General features: G+C 55.6%; 17 protein-coding genes and 1 riboswitch. Of the genes, 12 read left to right on the plus strand and 5 right to left on the minus strand.

Going from position 1 to position 20104, the window contains the following annotated elements; all coding sequences use genetic code 11:
• Positions 1–691 precede the first annotated feature (691 nt).
• The 3 genes from NNL35_RS09575 (at position 692) to NNL35_RS09585 (ending at position 4060) form a co-directional block, all read left to right on the plus strand.
• On the plus strand, positions 692–1891 hold the full coding sequence (locus tag NNL35_RS09575) for a phosphoenolpyruvate hydrolase family protein (RefSeq protein ID WP_006676044.1): 1200 nt from the start codon (positions 692–694) through the stop codon (positions 1889–1891).
• A 106-nt stretch (positions 1892–1997) separates the two neighbouring features.
• Positions 1998–3230 (plus strand): Tm-1-like ATP-binding domain-containing protein, encoded by a 1233-nt coding sequence (locus tag NNL35_RS09580; RefSeq protein ID WP_006676043.1) that lies wholly within the window; start codon positions 1998–2000, stop codon positions 3228–3230.
• On the plus strand, positions 3227–4060 hold the full coding sequence (locus NNL35_RS09585) for a phosphoenolpyruvate hydrolase family protein (RefSeq protein WP_006676042.1): 834 nt from the start codon (positions 3227–3229) through the stop codon (positions 4058–4060). The genes NNL35_RS09580 and NNL35_RS09585 overlap by 4 nt, the downstream gene beginning before the upstream one ends.
• 106 nt (positions 4061–4166) lie before the next feature.
• Here NNL35_RS09585 and NNL35_RS09590 read toward each other — a convergent pair whose 3' ends face one another.
• Positions 4167–5807, minus strand: coding sequence for a CPBP family intramembrane glutamic endopeptidase (locus NNL35_RS09590; protein ID WP_006676041.1), 1641 nt, complete (start codon positions 5805–5807; stop codon positions 4167–4169).
• Positions 5808–6051: 244 nt separating this feature from the next.
• A riboswitch (cyclic di-AMP (ydaO/yuaA leader) is annotated at positions 6052–6207 on the plus strand.
• A 57-nt stretch (positions 6208–6264) separates the two neighbouring features.
• Between NNL35_RS09590 and NNL35_RS09595 the strand changes: the two genes are divergently transcribed.
• Complete coding sequence (locus tag NNL35_RS09595) at positions 6265–7623, plus strand: TrkH family potassium uptake protein (RefSeq protein WP_006676040.1); 1359 nt, start codon at positions 6265–6267, stop codon at positions 7621–7623.
• Between the two features lie 61 nt (positions 7624–7684).
• Positions 7685–8353, plus strand: coding sequence for a potassium channel family protein (locus NNL35_RS09600; protein WP_006676039.1), 669 nt, complete (start codon positions 7685–7687; stop codon positions 8351–8353).
• Between the two features lie 58 nt (positions 8354–8411).
• Here NNL35_RS09600 and NNL35_RS09605 read toward each other — a convergent pair whose 3' ends face one another.
• Both NNL35_RS09605 and NNL35_RS09610 read right to left on the minus strand, forming a co-directional pair.
• On the minus strand, positions 8412–9203 hold the full coding sequence (locus NNL35_RS09605) for a hypothetical protein (protein ID WP_254553317.1): 792 nt from the start codon (positions 9201–9203) through the stop codon (positions 8412–8414).
• Positions 9204–9297: 94 nt separating this feature from the next.
• Positions 9298–10212: a LysR family transcriptional regulator gene (locus tag NNL35_RS09610; RefSeq protein ID WP_006676037.1), complete on the minus strand. Its 915-nt coding sequence runs from the start codon at positions 10210–10212 to the stop codon at positions 9298–9300.
• A 332-nt stretch (positions 10213–10544) separates the two neighbouring features.
• On the opposite strand from NNL35_RS09610, the gene NNL35_RS09615 reads away from it, so the two are divergent.
• The 4 genes from NNL35_RS09615 to NNL35_RS09630 all read left to right on the plus strand — a co-directional run bounded on the left by NNL35_RS09615 (position 10545) and on the right by NNL35_RS09630 (position 14886).
• Entirely contained in the window at positions 10545–11219 is a 675-nt protein-coding gene (locus tag NNL35_RS09615) for a succinate dehydrogenase cytochrome b558 subunit (protein WP_006676036.1), read from the plus strand.
• A 15-nt stretch (positions 11220–11234) separates the two neighbouring features.
• Complete coding sequence (gene sdhA, locus NNL35_RS09620) at positions 11235–13001, plus strand: succinate dehydrogenase flavoprotein subunit (RefSeq protein ID WP_006676035.1); 1767 nt, start codon at positions 11235–11237, stop codon at positions 12999–13001.
• A gap of 2 nt (positions 13002–13003) precedes the next feature.
• Positions 13004–13768 carry a succinate dehydrogenase iron-sulfur subunit gene (gene sdhB / locus NNL35_RS09625; protein ID WP_006676034.1) on the plus strand — a complete coding sequence of 255 codons (765 nt, stop codon included), beginning with the start codon at positions 13004–13006 and terminating at the stop codon, positions 13766–13768.
• Between the two features lie 728 nt (positions 13769–14496).
• Positions 14497–14886: a hypothetical protein gene (locus NNL35_RS09630; protein ID WP_006676033.1), complete on the plus strand. Its 390-nt coding sequence runs from the start codon at positions 14497–14499 to the stop codon at positions 14884–14886.
• Between the two features lie 114 nt (positions 14887–15000).
• Here NNL35_RS09630 and NNL35_RS09635 read toward each other — a convergent pair whose 3' ends face one another.
• Complete coding sequence (locus tag NNL35_RS09635) at positions 15001–16368, minus strand: aldehyde dehydrogenase (protein ID WP_006676032.1); 1368 nt, start codon at positions 16366–16368, stop codon at positions 15001–15003.
• A 384-nt stretch (positions 16369–16752) separates the two neighbouring features.
• Between NNL35_RS09635 and NNL35_RS09640 the strand changes: the two genes are divergently transcribed.
• From NNL35_RS09640 to NNL35_RS09650, 3 genes are all read left to right on the plus strand, one after another.
• Complete coding sequence (locus NNL35_RS09640) at positions 16753–17505, plus strand: metallophosphoesterase family protein (protein ID WP_006676031.1); 753 nt, start codon at positions 16753–16755, stop codon at positions 17503–17505.
• Between the two features lie 143 nt (positions 17506–17648).
• Entirely contained in the window at positions 17649–18476 is an 828-nt protein-coding gene (locus NNL35_RS09645) for a MerR family transcriptional regulator (RefSeq protein WP_040730608.1), read from the plus strand.
• Between the two features lie 95 nt (positions 18477–18571).
• On the plus strand, positions 18572–19057 hold the full coding sequence (locus NNL35_RS09650; RefSeq protein ID WP_006676029.1) for an SAM-dependent methyltransferase: 486 nt from the start codon (positions 18572–18574) through the stop codon (positions 19055–19057).
• A gap of 232 nt (positions 19058–19289) precedes the next feature.
• On the opposite strand, the gene NNL35_RS09655 is transcribed toward NNL35_RS09650, so the two are convergent.
• Positions 19290–20102: a histidinol-phosphatase gene (locus NNL35_RS09655; protein ID WP_006676028.1), complete on the minus strand. Its 813-nt coding sequence runs from the start codon at positions 20100–20102 to the stop codon at positions 19290–19292.
• Between the last annotated feature and the right edge of the window lie 2 nt (positions 20103–20104).

Raw genomic sequence — 20104 nt, forward strand, 5'->3', positions numbered from 1 at the left:
CTGGCCTAGGGAAATGGGAAGGGGAGGCGGGAACCGAGGACTATAGCTGCCCCGAACCAGCTGAAGCTGATGGAATCGGATCCGCAGGAATCTGGAAGAGGAGCCTCCTGAATAGATGGGATAGGTTCCGAAGAAGTGAAGAGCGGGAAGCCTTCTGACTGGATGGGATAGGACCCTAAGGAATGCGGAGCGCGAAGCATTTCTGACTGGATGGGATGGTCACCCTAAGGAATGCAGAACGGGAAGCCATCTGACTAGATGGGATAATCGCCCTAAGGAATGCAGAACGGGAAGCCTTCTGACTGGATGGGATAACCGCCCTAAGGAATGCAGAGCGGGAAGCCTCCTGACTGGATGGGATAGCTACCCTAAGGAATGCGGAGCGGGAAGCCTTTCTGAGTGGATGGGATAGCTACCCTAAGGAATGCAGAGCAGGTAGCCTCCTGACGAGATGGGAGAGTGCGCAAAAGGAAGCGGAAAGGCCCCCCGGGACGGAAACTGAGCCAAGGGGAGAATGTCTCTAAGGATAAAAGATGGGATGAACCTAACCTTGGGGAAAGAAAAGAAGGCAGAGAGGCGGTGCTGCTCTCTAGCGGTCAGCGCGGCCTTTCACGTTTATAGACCGTTCATCCGGGGAATGTTATGATGTTGGTCAAGAAATAAGCATTGAGCCGGTAAAGGGTGTGTTGTCGTGTATTTCGACCGCGGGACGATAAGAACGAAGCTGCAATCACAGATCCAGGCGAACGGGCATATTATTGGCGTAGCAGCCGGGGCGGGCATCACCGCGAAATATGCGGTAAAGGGCGGAGCGGATTTCATTTTAGCCTTAAATTCAGGCCGGTTCCGGCAGATGGGATTGAGCTCGCTTGGCGGGCTGCTTCCCTTTTCGAACAGCAACGATCTCGTGATGGAATTCGGAACGAGGGAAATTATCCCTATCGTCAGAGATGTTCCCGTTATCTTCGGGCTGTGCGCGACGGATCCGACTATTGAGTTAGAGCCATATATTGAATCGATTCGGGAACAGGGCTTTTCTGGAATAAATAACTATCCGACCGTCGGATTAATGGGTGGTCTTTTTGGTGAGGCTTTGAAGGAAGAAGGGACTTGCTTCGACATCGAAATCGAGGCGATTCAGATAGCGCATGAGAAAGGCTTGTTTACGATCGCGTTCGTGTTCGAAGAAGAGCAGGCTCGGCGTATGGCCAATGCCGGAGCGGATATCGTGTGCGCGCATTTGGGCTTTACGAAGGGCGGCGTTCTCGGCGCCAAAAAGGTATTGTCGCTCAAAGCGGCGGCGGAGCTGGCAAAAGCTATTTTTAAAGCCTGCGATGAGGTCAATCCCGGCGTTATGAAAATGGTCTACGGCGGGCCGGTCAACACGCCTTCCGACGTGGAGTATATGTACGACAATACCGGAGCCGTGGGCTATTTGGGCGGATCGTCCTTCGAGCGAATCCCTTCCGAAGCGGCGATTACGCAGACGGCCAGCGAGTTCAAGGAGGCGGGGCTGACCGAGCAGGACAAGCTCCTTCGCCATATGCTGGAGGGCGTGGCCAAGCATTATGATTATGTGCAGTTCGTGAAGGAGTATGTGGCCGCGAATTACATGAATGAGATTTCGTTTACGGAACTCGCTTTGGTAGCCCATATTTCGCGTACGCATTTAAGCTATTTGTTCAAAAAAGAGGTGGGGTGCACGTTCCCCGAATACGTGACGAGATTCCGAATCAACAAGGCCATGGAGTTCATGAAGCAGGACCATATCGAGCTGTCCGAGGTGTCGGCGCTGGCCGGATATAATGACTACGCCCATTTCAGCAAAACATTCAAAAAACTGACGGGGCTGTCCCCGCGAGAATATCGACGTCAGTACAAAAACACATAAACGCCGTACAAATTCACATGAATTGCCCCTTTGAAAGCTCTATACTTGAATTGTAAGCAAGTTCAGCAATCTTGAATACTTCCACTTTACCGAGGAGGTTATGCCATTGAAAACAGTCGCGATAGTCGGAACGTTTGATTCCAAAGGTACCGAGTTTTCTTTTGTCAGAGATATGCTTCAAGGTCTTGGGCTGAATACGCTTATGATCCATAGCGGAGTGTTCGAGCCTATGTTCGTCCCGGACGTCTCGAATGAGGAAGTAGCGAGGGAAGCTGGAGCGGATATTCGTGAAATCGCCTCCAAACGGGACCGATCGTTAGCAACGGAAGTACTTGCGAAGGGCATGGAAAAGCTGGTTCCGAGACTGTACGCGGAAGGGAAATTCGATGGAATCATCTCCTTCGGCGGCAGCGGCGGCACATCTATCGTTACGCCCGGAATGAGAGCGCTCCCAATCGGCGTGCCGAAGATAATGGTGTCGACCGTCGCTTCCGGGAACGTCTCGCAATATGTCGGGACGAGCGATATTATGATGTATCCATCTATCGTCGACGTGTCGGGCCTGAACTCGATTTCGACCAAAATATTTACGAACGCGGCCCTGGCGATAGCCGGCATGCTGAAGTTCGAGGTGGAGCATGCCGTGGAGAAAAAGCCGCTCATCGCCGCGACGATGTTCGGGCTGACGACGCCTTGCGTCAATCAAGCCCGCGAGTATTTGGAGGAACAAGGCTATGAAGTCGTCGTGTTCCATGCCACCGGCGCCGGCGGCAAGACGATGGAACGGTTGATCGATTCCGGATTCTTCGATGGCGTTCTCGATATCACCACTACGGAGTGGTGCGACGAGCTGGTCGGCGGCGTGCTCAATGCGGGACCGAATCGGCTCGAAGCAGCCGTGCGGGCGCGCGTGCCTCAAGTGGTCTCGACAGGAGCATTGGACATGGTGAACTTCGGCCCGTTCGAGACGGTGCCGGAGAAGTTCGCGAATCGAACGTTCTACAAGCATAATCCGACCGTCACGTTGATGAGAACAACCGTGGAGGAAAATACAGAGCTCGGCAAAATTATCGCCGGGAAGTTGAATGAGGCGATCGCCCCGACCGCGCTCATGCTGCCCTTGAAGGGCGTATCCGGTCTGGATGTGGAAGGGCAGCCATTCTACGGACCGGAAGAGGATCGGGCGTTGTTCGATACGCTTAGACAGGAGATTGACCGCAATGCCATAGAGCTCATCGAACTGGATGCGGACATCAATGACAAGAGCTTTGCGCTGGCCGCAGCCCGGAAGCTGGTCGAACTGATGCGGAAGCACACACAAGAGGAGGATGCAAAATGAAACAAACTCGTCAGGAAATCATCAGCCAACTGAAAGCGCAAGTCGCCAAAGGCGACATGATCTTGGGCGCCGGAGCGGGAACCGGCATCTCCGCCAAGAGCGGCGAAGCGGGCGGCGTCGATTTGATCATCATTTACAACTCGGGAAGATATAGAATGGCCGGCCGGGGCTCGCTGGCGGGATTGATGCCTTACGGGGATGCCAACCAGATCGTGGTCGATATGGGGGCGGAAGTATTGCCGGTCGTGAAGCGCGCTCCGGTGCTGGCGGGCGTGTGCGGCACCGATCCGTTCCGCATCATGGATGTGTTCCTGAAGCAGTTGAAGGAACAAGGCTTCGCGGGCGTGCAGAACTTCCCGACCGTCGGCTTGATCGACGGCGTCTTCCGGGCGAATCTGGAGGAGACAGGCATGGGCTATGATCTGGAAGTAGACATGATTCGCAAGGCCCATGAGCTTGATCTGCTCACGACGCCGTATGTGTTCGACGAAGAGCAGGCGATCAAGATGGCCAAGGCGGGCGCGGATATTTTGGTCGCGCATATGGGCTTGACGACCAAAGGGACGATCGGCGCGAAGACCGCGCTCACTCTTGACGATTGCGCCAAGAGAATTCAGGCCATCGCCGATGCGGGCCGTTCGGTGAATCCGGATATTTTGGTCATCTGCCACGGCGGTCCGATTGCGGAGCCGGAGGATGCCCGCTATATTTTCGAGCATACGACCGGCATTGATGGATTTTTCGGCGCTTCCAGCATCGAGCGGTTCGCCGCCGAGGTTGGCATCCGCCAGCAAGCCGAAGCGTTCAAACATGTTAAATTGAAATCGTAAATAAAGAAAAACAGCATTGCTGGGCCTGTCCCGCAACGCTGTTATAAATAAGACGTGTACACGGATAACCCCGCCGCAAGGAGGTTACGCCGTACACGTCTTTTTTTCATAGCAGCCTTGTTCTATACCGATGGAGACGGCGTATGCCGTACACGATCAATACCGGCAGCGCCAGATAGAATACGCCGAGCCCGAGGCCGGCTGCCGTTCCCTCCAGCAGGTAAGAGATGCTCATCAGCACGTTGTCGAGCATGAGATGGGCGAACATGGCGGTCCAGAAGCCATGGCGCAGCATGATCGCGAGGAACAGGAAGCCGATAATGAGCAGCTCCACCGGCCGTGAATAGTACGGGTATATCGGATACGTCACATGGCCGAAAGCCCACACCAAGGTCGGGATGACGCCGGCTGCCCATGGGTTCCGAATCCAGCGGTTCAGCAGGCCGGTCCCGAACCAGCGGAATACGCCTTCCTCCGAAATCGCCGCCATCCAGGCGAGGAGCGGATAGAGGGCAGGCACGGTCAGATTGAGCGGCGACATGGAGGCGTCGGTAGCCGACCAGGCGCCGAAGCCCGTCTCCAGCGTCAGGAAGATGACGCTCTGTATGCCGAGCAGTACGCCCGCGTACAGTGTTCCGAGGCGGAAGGACCCGGTCAAGACCGTGCCGAAGGACGGATCGCGCCAAGTCGGCAGCAGATCGGTTCGCCCCTCCTCTCTCCACAAATAGGAGCCTGATACAAGCGAAAAATAGAGGAACAGCCCTTGGGTGACCATAATGGCCCCTTGCAGCACGAGCGCCGCAGTCAGGTTCAGTTCCGTACGGGGCACTCCGAACTGCAGGACGACCAGCCCGGGCATCATATTCCACATATGGAGCACAGAGATCGCGCACGACAGGATCGACAACGCGATCAGCGTTCCTGAGCTGAAGCGGATCCGCCGCCGGTAATAGATGCAGGCCCAGAGGGCGAGCATGCTGAGCATGATCGACATCCACCGGTAGCCGAAGCGGTATACGGAGCCGGCGGTCTCGATCTGTGTCTGGTCAAGTGCCTGATAGTCGGGCGGAACGCTCCAGACGGGATGCAGCGCAACGACGCGATCTGAGCGCATGCGCACGACCAGTTCGAGCCGGGCCGCTCCGATCTCGCCCTGCTTGACGGTATAGCGCAGTTCATCTGGCCGGGACGGGTGAACGTTCTGCAGCACCAGCTTGGAAGGGTCCCAGCCGAGCGCGCTCAGCTCGCGGGCGGCAATCGGCCGTGCCTTCTCTTCTGCGAGCGCGGGCAGCTCCGATTGTGGCCTCCCCGGCATCGCGGCTAATTCATACCCCACCACGCTGCCGCTTGTCATATGTACGTCAATCTTCAAAATGTCCTTCCCGTCGGGTGTCGTGACGCCGAGCAGGACTTGATAAATGTCAATCGGGGCCTGGCTGTCCCAGTCAGCATAGCTTGCGGCCAATCTTTCCCGGTTCATATAGCCTGCCGCCAGCCTGTCGGTCTTGTAGACGACCGTCGGCTCCTGTTCCGACACCATCATGAGGCTTCTCCACGGCTCGCGACTCACAAATTCAAGTGCCCGTTCGGCAGCCTGTCGCTTCGTCAGAAGCGTTCGCTCCTGCTCTGGCCCGGTCCGGTTCGCTTCCTGAAGCGAGGGAATAACAATCTGCAGGAGCACAAACACTATAAATCCAATGATCGAAGCCAGCAATAAACGTTTCGTTGAATGATGGGACACAGGCATAGCGCTACCTCCGTTATCCATTCCGGTGCTTTTCATTATTGTATCCACTCTCTTGGCGGAAAGTCCAGGCATGCAAATTATGGAAGAAAACAGCTACACGTTGAAATAGTAAGCGTGAAAGACACAGTGGGAGATTAGGATAGGATGTAAGCGCTATTTGAAGTCTTTTTCCTGTATTTTTTGTTTATTTTGTGGCTGCATCGACTTTGTGCCCTTGTCATGAAACGTATATAATCTCGTTATGAATTGAATACAGCCGAATTTCGTGAATACGAAAGCGGGGGACCCGATCATTGGGGTGAATTTTGCGCCGATCCGCGTTAAGGATCGACGCAAATAGGGCGGCCTGGACGCGCCCGAATCCGTCAGCTAACCTCGTAGGCATTGAACGTCAGGATACCAGCGTTAGCATTGGATTTCCAGTGCTTTTTTTCGTGCTGAAAATGAGGTGATTTCGATGAAATCCATTAAAAAAGCATCCCGGTGGCAGCTCACCCCGCCGCAAATTCTGGTGATGGGGTTCGGGACGATTATTCTCATCGGGGCGCTGCTGCTGATGCTTCCGATAGCCAATTCGGATGGTCAGCCTCTCCCCTTCATCGATGCGCTGTTCACAGCCACGTCGGCAACTTGCGTAACGGGGCTTGTCGTGGTGGATACGGGCACGCATTTCACCTTGTTCGGGCAGATCGTCATTATTACGCTGATTCAGGTTGGCGGACTCGGCTTCATGACGATGGCGACGCTGTTCGCTCTTGCTTTTCGCAAGCGTATTTCGTTGAAGGAACGGCTCATTTTGCAGGAAGCGCTGAATCAAGGCAGCATGGAGGGCATCGTCCGCCTGATTCGCAAGGTGCTGCTGTACGCGTTCTGCATCGAAGGGGCAGCAGCGGTCCTGTTCACGCTGCGCTGGGCCTTTGACCTGCCGTTCGGCAAGGCACTGTACTACGGCATTTTTCACGCAATCTCGCTATTCAATAACGCCGGCTTCGATCTGTTCGGCTCCGTCTCGGGACCGTTCAGCAGCCTGACCCTGTATGTTGGCGACCCGATCGTGAATATCGTCGCGATACTGCTTATCGTGCTGGGCGGAATCGGGTTCATCGTCCTGTCCGATGTGGCGGATTACCGGCGCACCCGCAGGCTATCGCTGCATTCCAAGGTCGTGTTGACGATGACGGGCTTGCTCATCGTATTGGGCGCCATCGTCATTCTCGTCTTCGAATTCACGAATCCGGCGACGCTGGGCGGTCTGAACGGCTGGCAGAAGATGTGGGCGGCGCTCTTCCAATCGGTCAGCCCGCGTACAGCCGGAGCGAACACCGTCGACATCGGAGCAATGCGGCAGGCAACGCAGTTCTTCATTGTCGTGCTGATGTTCATCGGCGCCTCTCCCGGTTCGACGGGCGGCGGAATCAAGACGACGACGTTCGCCATTCTTATCGGCGCCGTCATCACGATGATTCGCGGGAAGGAGGACATCGTCATCTTCCGTCATCGGCTGGGCAAAGACCGGATATTTAAGGCGGTCACGATCACGTTGATGGCCTTGTTCATGGTAATCGGGGTAACGATGGTATTGTCCACGACCGAGGATCATCCTTTTTTGATGATATTGTTCGAGACGACCTCGGCCTTCGGCACCGTCGGATTGACTGCGGGCCTGACGAGCGATTTGACCGTGGTCGGCAAATTATTGATCTGTCTGATGATGTTCGCGGGGCGGCTCGGTCCGATCACGCTGGCCTATGCCTTAGGTCCGAAAAGCGAACGTGAGCTATACAAGCACCCGGAAGGCAAAATTACGATTGGATAATCGGTGTGCATTCCGGGGTTACCTATAAAAGAAGAGTAATGGGCGAAGGAGCAATACGAACATGGAGTTACAGCAATTTGCAGTCGTGGGGATGGGCAGATTCGGGTCGAGTCTGGCGCAGGAGCTGGTCGAGCTTGGCCATCAGGTGCTGGGGATCGACAAGGATGAAGAGGTTGTGTCGGAGATGAACAACGTCTTGACGCACGCCGTCGTTGCCGATGCGGCGGATGAGGATGTGCTTCGTTCGCTCGGCATCCGGAATTTCGATTGCGCGATTGTCGCGATCGGGAATGATCTGCAGACGAGCATTCTCGTCAGTATCCAGATGAAGGAGCTTGGCGTCAAAAAAGTGGTGGCCAAAGCCGTCTCGGAGCTGCACGGGCGCGTGCTGGAGCGAATCGGCGTCGACCGGGTCATCTACCCGGAACGGGATATGGGGATCCGGGTGGCCCACCAGCTGGTGTCGCCGAACCTGCTGGATTATATCGAGCTGTCCAAGGATTACACGATTGCGGAGCTGAGTGTTCCCGGCACCTTGAGCGGCAAGACGCTCAAGGATGTCAACCCGAGAGCCCGGTACGGCTGCAGCATCGTGGCCTTGCATAAGCCGAACGGCGTTATTATTGCTCCGTCGGCTGAGGATGTCCTTCAGGATGATGACGTCATGGTCGTCATCGGGACGAATGCCCAGATTGATCAATTCGAAGATTCGATTGGGAAGCGCAGATAGATAGAACAAAGCCCTCCAGGCCATTCCGGCGGAGGGCTTTGTTGTATGCAGAACGGGATTAGAACAAAATTTTGGTCATGATCAATAAGAGCAGGAAGTAGCCGCTGAGGCTGGCCAGCACGTATACGAAGCGGTTGTTCCGTGACACTTGGGCTTGCTCCAGCGATTCATAGATGGTCATCATGATCGATACGAGCCAGGCGAGGCCGGCGATGGAGAGCGCCAAGGAATAGAATGACAGCAGCGTGATGATTCCGGCGATCGCATAGATTGGCCCGTAAGGCATTTGCATCGCGGCTAATTGCACGAAGAAGGTCTTGGCGTCGAGCTTCCGACCGCCTTTCCAGCGGTTCACGAAGTAGAGTGAGCCGAAGAGGGCGGCCAAGGCAACGAGATGGAGCAGCATCAGCTGCAGAAAATACGAAAACGGCGGAGCCGTGCTGCCCAGTCCGATCGGCAGGGAGCCGAACAGAAACTTCGCGAATTGGTTCAGGAATAGATACCCGAAGAGCGCAAATCCGATCGCAGACGCGGCAGCCCCGATCACGCCGTACAAATAATCGGCTCCCGTCGTCATATAGCTTGCCGCCTGCGGCTCTTTCATGAGGCGGACGACGCGCGCCATGTCGATATTCGGCGTCGATGTCTTCGGCGAGCCATAACCCGGCGCCGGCGGCTGTACAGGTTCCTGCGCGGGGCGGATCGGGAACGGCTGCTCCGCCGCAGCGGCAGTCTCCCGCCGATCCGGCGAGGACGCCGGGTCTTCGTCTGCCGGCCGTCCGTCATGAACCCGGCACGTATGTACTTCGTGGTCCTGCAGCGGTTCGCCGCATCGATTGCATACTTTCATCTTATCTACCTCCTAGATTTCCCCCATCATGCATGAACATATCGGGTTTCGTTTCTCTGTATGTGTAACAAAATTAGATTCGACACATCCTCTCCTATTCCTGCTTCGATTGGATATTCCATCCGGAGGCAGCCCGGGCCGTCTCTTCAATGAACCGCCTTGCGGTCAGACTGAGGGCGGCTTGCTTCGCATAGACAAGGGAGGTGATTCGCTCCGTCTGCACCAGCTCCTTCAGATGAATGGCCACGAGCCCGTTGTCGTCCAGCCATTCGGAGCGCAAGTACGATTTGGGGAGCAGCGCTGCGGCATGGCAGGGGGACAGCAGGCGGACGATCGCTTCGAAGGAGTCGATCTCCATCCGGATGTCGGGCACGATGTGGTGGCGCCGGAACAGATCGTCAATCAGCTTGCGGTACCAGGTGCCTTTGGAGAACAGCAGCATCGGAAGACCGTTCAGCCGGGCGATCGAACCATGAACGCCGGAGGCCAGCTCATGCTCCCGCGGCACGACCAGTTCCAAGTGGTCGGAGAACAGAGGGAGGCAGACGAGGCTCGGATCGCGGATCGCGTCGGCGACCAATCCGACATCGACCTTCTGATCCCGGATGAAGGAAATGATCTCGTGTGTCTTCCCGGTTACGGTTTTCAATTGCGCTTCCGGATATTTTTCTACAAATAAAGAAACAAACAGCGGCAGCGTCGTCTGGAGCGTCGTCAAGCTCGCCCCGATCGTAACGGAGGCATGGCCTTCGATCTTGTAATCCGCGATCGACTTCAAGAAGTCAAGCTGCCGATTGCGGATGTCGAGCGCGAACTCATACGTAATCTGACCGACCCGGGTGAGCTCCAGCCGCTTGCCGTTCCGGATGAACAGATCGACGCCGAGCTCGCTCTCCAGCTTCGCGATCTGGCGGGAGAGCGCGGGCTGAGACAGATTGAGACGCTTGGACGCCTGATTCAAGGTTGATAACTCAACGACGGTAGCGAATGATTCCAGCAAATCGAGCACCGGGATTCCTCCTCATGTCACGTAATAAAATGATAGAATTCCAGATAAATGAATTTGATATGCATAAAAGTTATTAAAATTATAAAAACATTGCAATACCATTATAAGAGAAAAAGAGGTAACATGAGAAGTGTCACAACTTAGTCACAAGTATGGAGAGCGGTTACATCGGCATCACCCTAGAGATTCCGTCGTATGGCATAATGTGGATCGCCTCCGATTTCGCAAAAATGACAAAATGTTGACGCTTTCGACAGGCACGAGTAAAATGAGGGTTGTTTCAATTACCAAAATCTACTGGTACGTACATGGAAAGGGGAAACGGCACGCTTATGAAACGAGGTTATTTTTACTCGCGGAAGTTGCATTCGCTTCTCGGGATTATCCCGCTCGGCTTCTTTCTTGTGGAGCATATGCTGACCAACTTCGCGGCATTTGACGGCGGGAAGGAAGCGTTTCAGAGCAGCGTCAAGATGTTGAATGATCTGCCGCTCATATTCTTCCTCGAGCTGTTCGGCATCTGGCTTCCGCTTCTGTATCATGGAGTGTATGGCCTCTATATCGCCTACACGGCGCGGAACAATGTAGGGAATTTCAATTATGGGCGCAACGTGGCATTTCTATGGCAGCGGATTACGGGGGTCATCACGTTTATTTTCGTCACATGGCATGTGTTCGAGACGCGCTTCCAGATTACGCTCGGCAATGTGACGCATGAAGAGCTGGGCACCCATATGAACAGCATCGTGTCTCAGCCGCTCATGTTCGCCGTCTATACGATCGGGGTCATCTCCGCGTCGTACCATTTCACGAACGGACTGTGGGCCTTCCTCGTCAGCTGGGGAATCACGATTGGCCCGCGCGCGCAGAAGGTGTCGGCCAAGATTTGCATGGGCTTGTTCGTGATTATGTCCGTCTTGTTCGTCTTGTCGCTGATCGGCTTCCGCGGAGAAGAGTTCCAGGCGGCTTCCGTTATGATGGATACAGTGAAATCGGTTATTGGTTAAGGGGGAGGACGCATAATGGCTAAGCAGAAAATCATCGTCGTCGGCGGCGGTCTCGCCGGTCTGATGGCTGTCGTAAAAGCAGCGGAGGCAGGCGTGCACGTTGACCTGTTCTCTCTGGTTCCCGTCAAGCGGTCCCACTCCGTATGCGCTCAGGGCGGAATCAACGGGGCGGTCAACACGAAGGGGGAAGGCGACTCGCCATGGGAGCATTTTGACGATACGGTATACGGCGGGGACTTCCTCGCGAACCAGCCTCCGGTCAAGGCAATGTGCGAAGCGGCGCCCGGCATCATCCATTTGATGGACCGGATGGGCGTCATGTTCAGCCGCACGCCGGAAGGGCTGCTTGATTTCCGCCGCTTCGGCGGCACGCAGTATCACCGGACAGCGTTCGCCGGAGCAACGACCGGCCAGCAACTGTTGTATGCACTTGACGAGCAGGTGCGCCGTTGGGAAGCCGCCGGTCTCGTCACGAAGTATGAGCATTGGGAATTCCTGTCGGCCGTTATCGATGAGGATGAAGTGTGCCGCGGCATCACGGCGCAGGATCTCCGCTCGATGGAGGTCAAGTCGTTCGCGGCCGATGCGGTCATTCTCGCGACTGGCGGTCCCGGCATTATTTTCGGCAAGACGACGAACTCGGTCATCAATACCGGCACGGCAGCCAGCGCCGTCTACCAGCAGGGCGTCCGCTATGCGAACGGGGAATTCATTCAGATTCACCCGACGGCCATTCCGGGAGACGACAAGCTGCGCCTCATGTCCGAATCGGCGCGCGGCGAAGGCGGGCGGATCTGGACCTACAAGGACGGCAAGCCATGGTATTTCCTCGAGGAGAAGTACCCGGCATACGGGAACCTCGTGCCGCGTGATATCGCGACTCGGGAGATTTTCCATGTCTGCGTCGATTTGAAGCTCGGCGTCAACGGCGAGAACATGGTCTACCTCGATCTGTCGCATAAGGATCCGAAGGAGCTTGACGTCAAGCTCGGCGGCATTATCGAGATTTACGAGAAGTTCATGGGGGACGACCCGCGCAAGATTCCGATGAAGATCTTCCCGGCGGTCCACTATTCGATGGGCGGCATGTGGGTCGACTACAACCAGATGACGAATATCAAAGGCCTGTTCGCTGCAGGGGAATGCGAATACCAGTATCACGGGGCGAACCGTCTCGGCGCCAATTCCCTCCTGTCGGCCATTTTCGGCGGCATGGTCGCGGGGCCGAAGGCCGTGGAATATATTCGCGGACTGGATAAGTCCGTTGAGGATATCTCCTCCAGCGTATTCGACCGTGAAGTCAAGCTGAGAGCGGACCGGTACGATAATCTGCTCAAGATGGACGGCAGCGAGAATGCCTATGTTCTCCATAAAGAGCTGGGCGAGTGGATGACGAACAATATGACCGTCGTCCGCTACAATTCGAAGCTGGAAGAGACCGTCGTGAAGATTAAAGAGCTGAAGCAGCGCTATGCGAACATTAATATGTCGGATACGGCACGCTGGAACAACCAGGCCGCCAGCTTCACCCGCCAGCTGTGGAACATGCTCGAGCTGGCCGAAGCGATGACGAAGAGCGCCCTGCTTCGCAACGAGAGCCGCGGCGCTCACTACAAGCCGGACTTCCCGGAGCGGAACGATGAGGACTTCCTCAAGACGACGATTGCCGCCTGGACGCCGGAAGGACCGGAGATCAGCTACGAAGAGGTAGACGTATCGCTTATTCAACCGCGGAAGCGCGATTATACGACGGATAAAAAAAGTAAAAAGAAAGGAGAATAACGATGGCGGAAGCAGTGGCATCATCCAAGAAGATTAAGTTCATTGTGACGCGTCAGGATTCGCCTGATGCGGCTCCTTATACCGAAGAGTTCGAAATTCCGTATCGTCCGAACATGAACGTCATCAGCGCCCTGATGGAGATTCAGCGGAATCCCGTCAACGCATCGGGCAAAGAGACGGCCCCGGTCTGCTGGGAGTCGAACTGCCTGGAAGAAGTGTGCGGGGCCTGCTCGATGGTGATCAACGGCAAGCCGCGCCAAGCCTGCTCGGCCTTGATCGACAAGCTGGAGCAGCCGATTCGCCTCGCTCCGATGAAGACGTTCCCGATCGTTCGCGACCTGGTCATCAACCGGGAGCGGATGTTCAATGCGCTCAAGCGCGTCAAGGCCTGGATTCCGATTGACGGCACGTATGATCTGGGGCCGGGGCCGCGCATGGCGGAGACGAAGCGGCAGTGGGCGTATGAGCTGTCCAAGTGCATGACCTGCGGCGTATGTCTCGAAGCTTGCCCGAACGTGAATGACAAGACAAGCTTCATCGGACCGGCGCCGATATCGCAAGTCCGTCTGTTCAACGCGCATCCGACGGGCGAGATGAACAAGGATGAGCGCCTGGAAGCGCTGCTGGACGATGGCGGCATTGAAGGCTGCGGCAACTCGCAGAACTGCGTCCGCTCCTGTCCGAAGGAGATTCCATTGACCACATCCATCGCGGAAATGAATAAAGACACGACCAAACTGATGTTCAAGCGCTGGTTCAAAATGTAACCAAGGCTGCGTCAGGCCACAGGGCGTCCCGGGAGCGGGGCGCTCTTTTTTGTTCCGTGCCTCGGTATGCGGGCCTTGGTGGTCATAAGTTTTCCCTCCGCCTCGTGCTGTGATAGGCCGCCACGCGATAGGCCGGCACCGCGAACTGCGTGCCGTGGATAGGCCGCCACGCGATAGGCCGGCACCGCGAACTGCGTGCCGTGGATAGGCCGCCACGCGATAGGCCGCCACCGCGAACTGCGTGCCGTGATAGGCCGCCAACGCGATATGGTGAGGCATGCGATATAGGAGGGGACGATGCTGTCAATCCGATCCCCGTCGGGCAAAATGGTAATCGGCGAGGCAAGAACGGGTGAATCCTGCAAATCTGCAGTATTTTTCTCCTTTGGAAGCTGGTTTCGATGAAATTGCTGCAAATATACATCTTTTCGCCCGTCGAATCTCAAATCCAAGCCTAAAAGCATAAAATTGATGCGCTTTTGCAGGAATCTATTTTTCAAAATAGAGCTTCACCGGGAATGCTGTATTTCTGCAGTATTGGCCCGGGGATCGCAAGCTGCGCGGAGCAATATGCTTCCGGCCGCAGCAATAATTTTGACGAATTCGTGAATTTCATATTTCCGTAAACAGCAATTTCCTTTATAGTAATGGTAAATATAAGCAGCACCTTTGCAGCACCTCTGCATCACCTTGAGTCTGGAACAGACAGGATAGAGGAGGGATTCTCATTGCGTGAATCATTTGCGAACTGCGAAAGCGCAGCTACGGCGTGCTCCCGGTTGTTCTTCCCGCACATTAAGGAAGCGGTTGATCGGTGGGATCCTATCGGCCTGCTGTCCCTGGGCGCGCCGTCTGACGAGTATGACAGCTTGTCGCTGCATATTACGCTGCTGTACGCAAAGCGTCCGGAGCCGGATGGCATGGCTGCGCAATTGGAGCGATACATGGAGGAGCAATTCGGCCTCGGTCCGGCAGCCATGCCGCGAGAGCGAGGGGAAGCGTGGACGCGAAGCATTCGGACATTTTGTCAGCGCTTACTTCAGGATGAACGGCTGTTCGAGCGGTATGAGCATTGGCAGCTTCACCGCGGGCGCTGCCATACGACCGAGGTATGCTGACAGCTGACGGCTGCAGGCCAGCCTGTCTGGAAATGAAGAAAGCACTCTGCCCTCCCGGCCGGATATCGGCATCGGGTAGGGCAGGGCTTGCATGCCGTTGCCGCGGCTGTCCGGTTAACGGAACAGCCGCTTGATGATATCCAGCCTCCGGGCGGCACCCGGATAGCGGAAGGAGAAATCAAAAGCCGTCGTCTGATAGAGGACGCTCTTCCGATGGCTGAACGTATTGAAGCTGTGAACGCCGTGATAGCTGCCGATTCCGCTCTCGCCCACCCCGCCGAACGGGAGATAAGGCGTAGCCAGATGCATGAGCGTATCATTGATGCAGCCGCCGCCGAAGGACAGCTGCCGGACGACGCGCTGCTGCAAGGCCCGATCGGCCGTGAACAGATAGAGCGCGAGCGGCTTCGGCCGATCGAGGATCGCTTGCTCGGCTTCCTCGTACGACTCGTAAGTGAGAATGGGCAGGATCGGGCCGAATATCTCCTCCTGCATGACCGGCGACGACCAGTCCGCTTCCGTCATGACGGTCGGGGCCAAGCGGAGCCGCTTCCGGTCGGATTCGCCGCCGAAGGCGATGCGGCCGTTGTCCAGGAAGCCGTGCAGCCGCTCCCAATGCCGCTCGCTGACGATGGATGCGTACTCTTCGCTGTCGAGCGGCGGTGGCCCGAAGAATTGGCCAACCGTCCGCTCCAGCTCGCGGATTAGCTCATCGCGGCGGGATTGATGGACATATACGTAATCCGGCGCGACACAGGTCTGCCCGGCATTCGTCCATTTGCCGAAGGCGATCCGCCTGGCCGCGAGCTTCATATCGGCGTCATGATGGACGATGCAGGGGCTCTTGCCGCCAAGCTCCAGCGTGACCGGAATCAGGCGGGAGGCCGCCGCCTCCATGACAAGCTTGCCGACCGGGACGCTGCCGGTGAAGAAAATATAATCGAACGGCCAGGCCAACAGCTGCCGGGCCGTCTCGGCGTCCCCTTGCACGACGGTGACATGACCCGGATCGAACGTCTCCCGAACGAGCCGTTCCAGCACCGCGCCGGTGTGCGGCGTCAGCTCCGACGGCTTCAGCACCGCTGTATTGCCGGCGGCAATCGCGCCGATAAGCGGGGCAAGGGCCAACTGGAACGGATAATTCCAGGGCGCGATGATGAGCGCGCTGCCGTACGGCTCGGGCACGATCATGCCCCGGCTTCCCAGATGGGTGAGCGCCGTCTTGGCACGGCGCGGCTTCGCCCAGCGGCTGACCCGCCGAGCAGCCAGCCGCGCTTCCTCCAGCACGATGCCGATCTCGGTCATGTACGCTTCCGACGCGCTCTTCCCCAAGTCCTGCCGAAGCGCGGCGGTAATATCCTGCTCCATCCCGCGCACACGGTCAGCGAGGCGGATAAGGGCTGCGCGCCGCTCCTTCACGTCACGGGTGCGCCCTTCACGGTAATACGTTTTTTGCATTTCCAACAGAGCCGGATCTGCCATGGATGACGCCTCCTCTTCCCAATCGCAATGCTTCATGACCTCATTACATCATATTTTATTGCGGTTTGCATTGAACTTCTTGCTGATTCATAATAAAAGTACATAATTCAATGATATTTCGATTATTTTTTCCTGGCGATTGCGGCACGCATGGCGATTGCGGCACGGTTATGGAATGCGGGAGGGGAATGTCGATCGCCCAGCTTCGCTGCCCAATCGGAACCAAATGCGCGTCGGCCTAGCCGCCGCCGATTCGCTTGTTCTGTCCTCCGGAATGGGCGCTGCTTACTTTGACAAGAGAAAGGGTATCATAACTCGGATTGCCCGCGCATAACACAGAACAAGACACCGACATTCATAGTCTAGAGAGGAGACAATAACATTATGCAATCCATCGCTATCATTTCAGATATACATGGGAATTTGCAGGCATTGGAAGCGGTGCTGCAGGATGTGGAGCGCCAAGGCGCCGACCGGATCTACTGTCTTGGCGATGTCGTCGGGAAGGGCCCGAATCCGGCCGAGGCTGTCGATCTCATCTGGGAGCATTGCGATGTGATCGTGCGCGGCAATTGGGATGAACTTGTCCTGCGGATGGAAGAGGACATTCAATTCCGCTGGCATGCCGAACGGCTGGGCGAGAAGCGCCGGAGCATGCTGGCCGCGCTGCCGTTCTCTCATGACTTCATCATGAGCGGCCGGCATATCCGTCTCGTCCATGCGTCTCCGCAGAGCGTCTATCATCGGGTACAGCCGTGGGATGCGGAGGAGAGAAGACTCGGCATGTTCGAATTCACCTCCTCCCTGAACGAGCCTCTTCATCCGTGCCAATCGCCGGATGTTGTTATATACGGGGATATTCATAATGCTTATTTACAGCATCTTCAGGGCCGTACGCTGGTCAATTGCGGCAGCGTGGGCAATCCGCTCGACATTACTCAGGCGTCCTATATTATGCTGCAAGGCAGCTTGGGCCAGGTGACGACAAGCGAATTTTCGATTCATTTTCACCGGGTGCCCTATGATATCGAACGGGCCGTCAGGGCTGCCCAGGAGGCGGATATCCCGGGCCTCCAGCCGTATGTGCGGGAGCTGCGCACCGGAGTATACCGGGGGCTTCAGAGCGGAGAAGCATAGACTCGGAAGCGCGGCATCACCTGACATGCGAGCCTGAGCGGACGATGAGGACAGCCCGGAACGGTCTGTCCTGTTTGTCATGCGGCGGCCGAAGTCATGGACTCCTTTTCCATATCATGCTATGCTGTGTAGCGGTGATATCGATGTTCCGAATCGGAGAATTTTCAAAATTAACGCAAGTGTCCATCCGAATGCTGCGATATTATGATGAAGTCGGTCTGTTGAAGCCGGCCCGGGTTGACAAGCTTACAGGCTATCGGCTCTATTCCGTTGACCAAATACCCGTGATACAGCAAATTATCCTTTTGCGGGATATGGAATTCAATGTTTCTGAAATCGCTTACGCCCTTGCCAACTGGGACGAGTCCTTCATTATCGGGCTATTGGAGAATAAAAAGAAAGAAATACAAACGGCGATCCGGCGGGAATTAGAGCACATCGCCAAAATCGACGTCGCGATAAAAGATATCCGGGAGGAGAATCTGGCGGTTCATCACAATGTAACGGTAAAAAACATACCGAGCTATAAAATATTGTCCCTGCGAAAAGTCATTCCCAACTATGATCGGGAGGGCGAGTTGTGGAAGGAGCTATTTGCATTTATTGAAGAAGAACGGATTGATATACCAAAAGGAGCGGGCAATATCGCTATTTTTCATGATTCGGATCGTAAGGATGCCGATGTGGATGTGGAAGTAGGCGTGATCGTCAATCAACTGGGCGAGAATAAAGGCGGATTCGAGTACAGGGAGACCGAAGCGGTCGATACGATGGCTTGCGTCATGGTATATGGCCCGTTCGACAACATTGCCCGCGCGTATCATTCCTTCGCTCATTGGCTTGAACAGCACCAGCAGTACCAATTGGCAGGATTGACCCGTCAAATTTCCCATAAAGGTCCCTTTAACGAATCCGATCCCGCATATTATCTCACGGAAGTTCAAACGCCTGTCTTGCGCAATACGAAATAGATTTTCTTGCTCTAACCGGCGATATTTCAGGATTGACTCTCACACGATGTGAGGGCATAACGTAAAATGGCATCATAAAACGAGGAGGACATGCTATGAAGCCATTGATGTTGAATCCGATTGGAAAAATCCGTATCGGCCGTGAGGGGATGAGGATCGAAGTCGAGCAGAAGTATACCCCGGCATTAAAGGAACTGGATGGATTCAGCCATCTTCAAGTGCTGTGGTGGTTCGACGGCTGCGACAACGCAAGTGCCAGAAATACGCTGGAAACGGAAAAGCCCTATAAAAAAGGGCCTGACACGCTTGGAATCTTTGCGACCCGCTCCCCGTACAGACCGAATCCAATCGGCCTGTCGACCGCTCGAATCCTAGCGATTGACGAGGAGAACGGGATCATTCAGCTTGCGTATCTTGACGCGCATGAAGGCAGCCCGGTCCTTGATCTGAAGCCTTATACTCCTAGCCTCGACAGGGTGGAAATCCCGCATGTGCCGGAGTGGTGCGCCCACTGGCCACAAAGCCTGGAGGAATCGGCCTCGTTCGATTGGTCCAATGAGTTTCGCTGGAGCGATGAATGAGAGAGCGTCAATTGGACGCCACAGACTACGAAAAGCGATTCGATCATCGAATTTTCATCATTTGTTACACAACGGTAATATTTCTGTTAACGGAGGTTAATGTTGAGAGGGTATATTGATAACAAGACCCCCTTTTGATGAATATATATCCCTTGAGTCGGACCTGAATGTTCAGGTCCTCTTTTTTTTGCCTCCTGACGGTCAGGAGCGGCCGGAAGGACCCCACGCCGCTCTATGCGAGCGGCACTTCTTGTCTCTTTTTCTGTTTGTAGTAGACCCAGGACGTGAAGCCGATCTCCAGGAGCCGCTTGCGAACTTGCTCCCATTCGTCGCCGACGCGGAACGGCTTGTGGGCATCGGAGCCGAACGTGACATCGACGCCGAAGTGAAGGGCCCGTTCGAGAATATCGTCGGATGGATACCAGCCGCCGCTCAGCTTCGTCTTGCCTGATGTATTGATCTCAATCGCCACGCCGCAATCGGCGATGACGGACAGCGTCTCATCGATCGCCTCGGCGGCCACGATATCCGAGAATTCTGGATAGTTGCCTTTCATCGCGTCGATGTGGCCCAGAATCTGGAACATGCCGGTGCGGGCCGAATCGCGGATGAGTTCATAATACGTAATCTTCTGGGCGACGCGTTCTTCCTCGGACAGCTTTTTCCACCGGTTCTTGTTGAAAATGCTGATCCCGTTCGTATAATGAACGGATCCGATAATATAATCGAACGGATACCGGTCGAGCATCTGCCGGTATGTCTCGGCATGCGGGGGAAAATAGTCGGACTCGATGCCGAGCAGCACGTCGATGCGTCCTTCATATTCCCGCTTCAGATCCAGCACTTCGTTCACGTAATTCTCGAAGTCGCTCTTGGCCATCGCGATATTGGGAAAGGCCTGATCTTCCTCTCTGCCGAAGTACGGGGTATGATCGGAAATGCCGATCACATCCAGCCCGTTCGCGATCCCGGCTTCGATATAATCCCGGATATTCCCGTCCGCATGCCCGCAGCGGAAATGATGTGTATGCAAGTCGAATTTCATCT

The organism is Paenibacillus dendritiformis (assembly GCF_945605565.1).
Classification (GTDB): domain Bacteria; phylum Bacillota; class Bacilli; order Paenibacillales; family Paenibacillaceae; genus Paenibacillus_B; species Paenibacillus_B dendritiformis_A.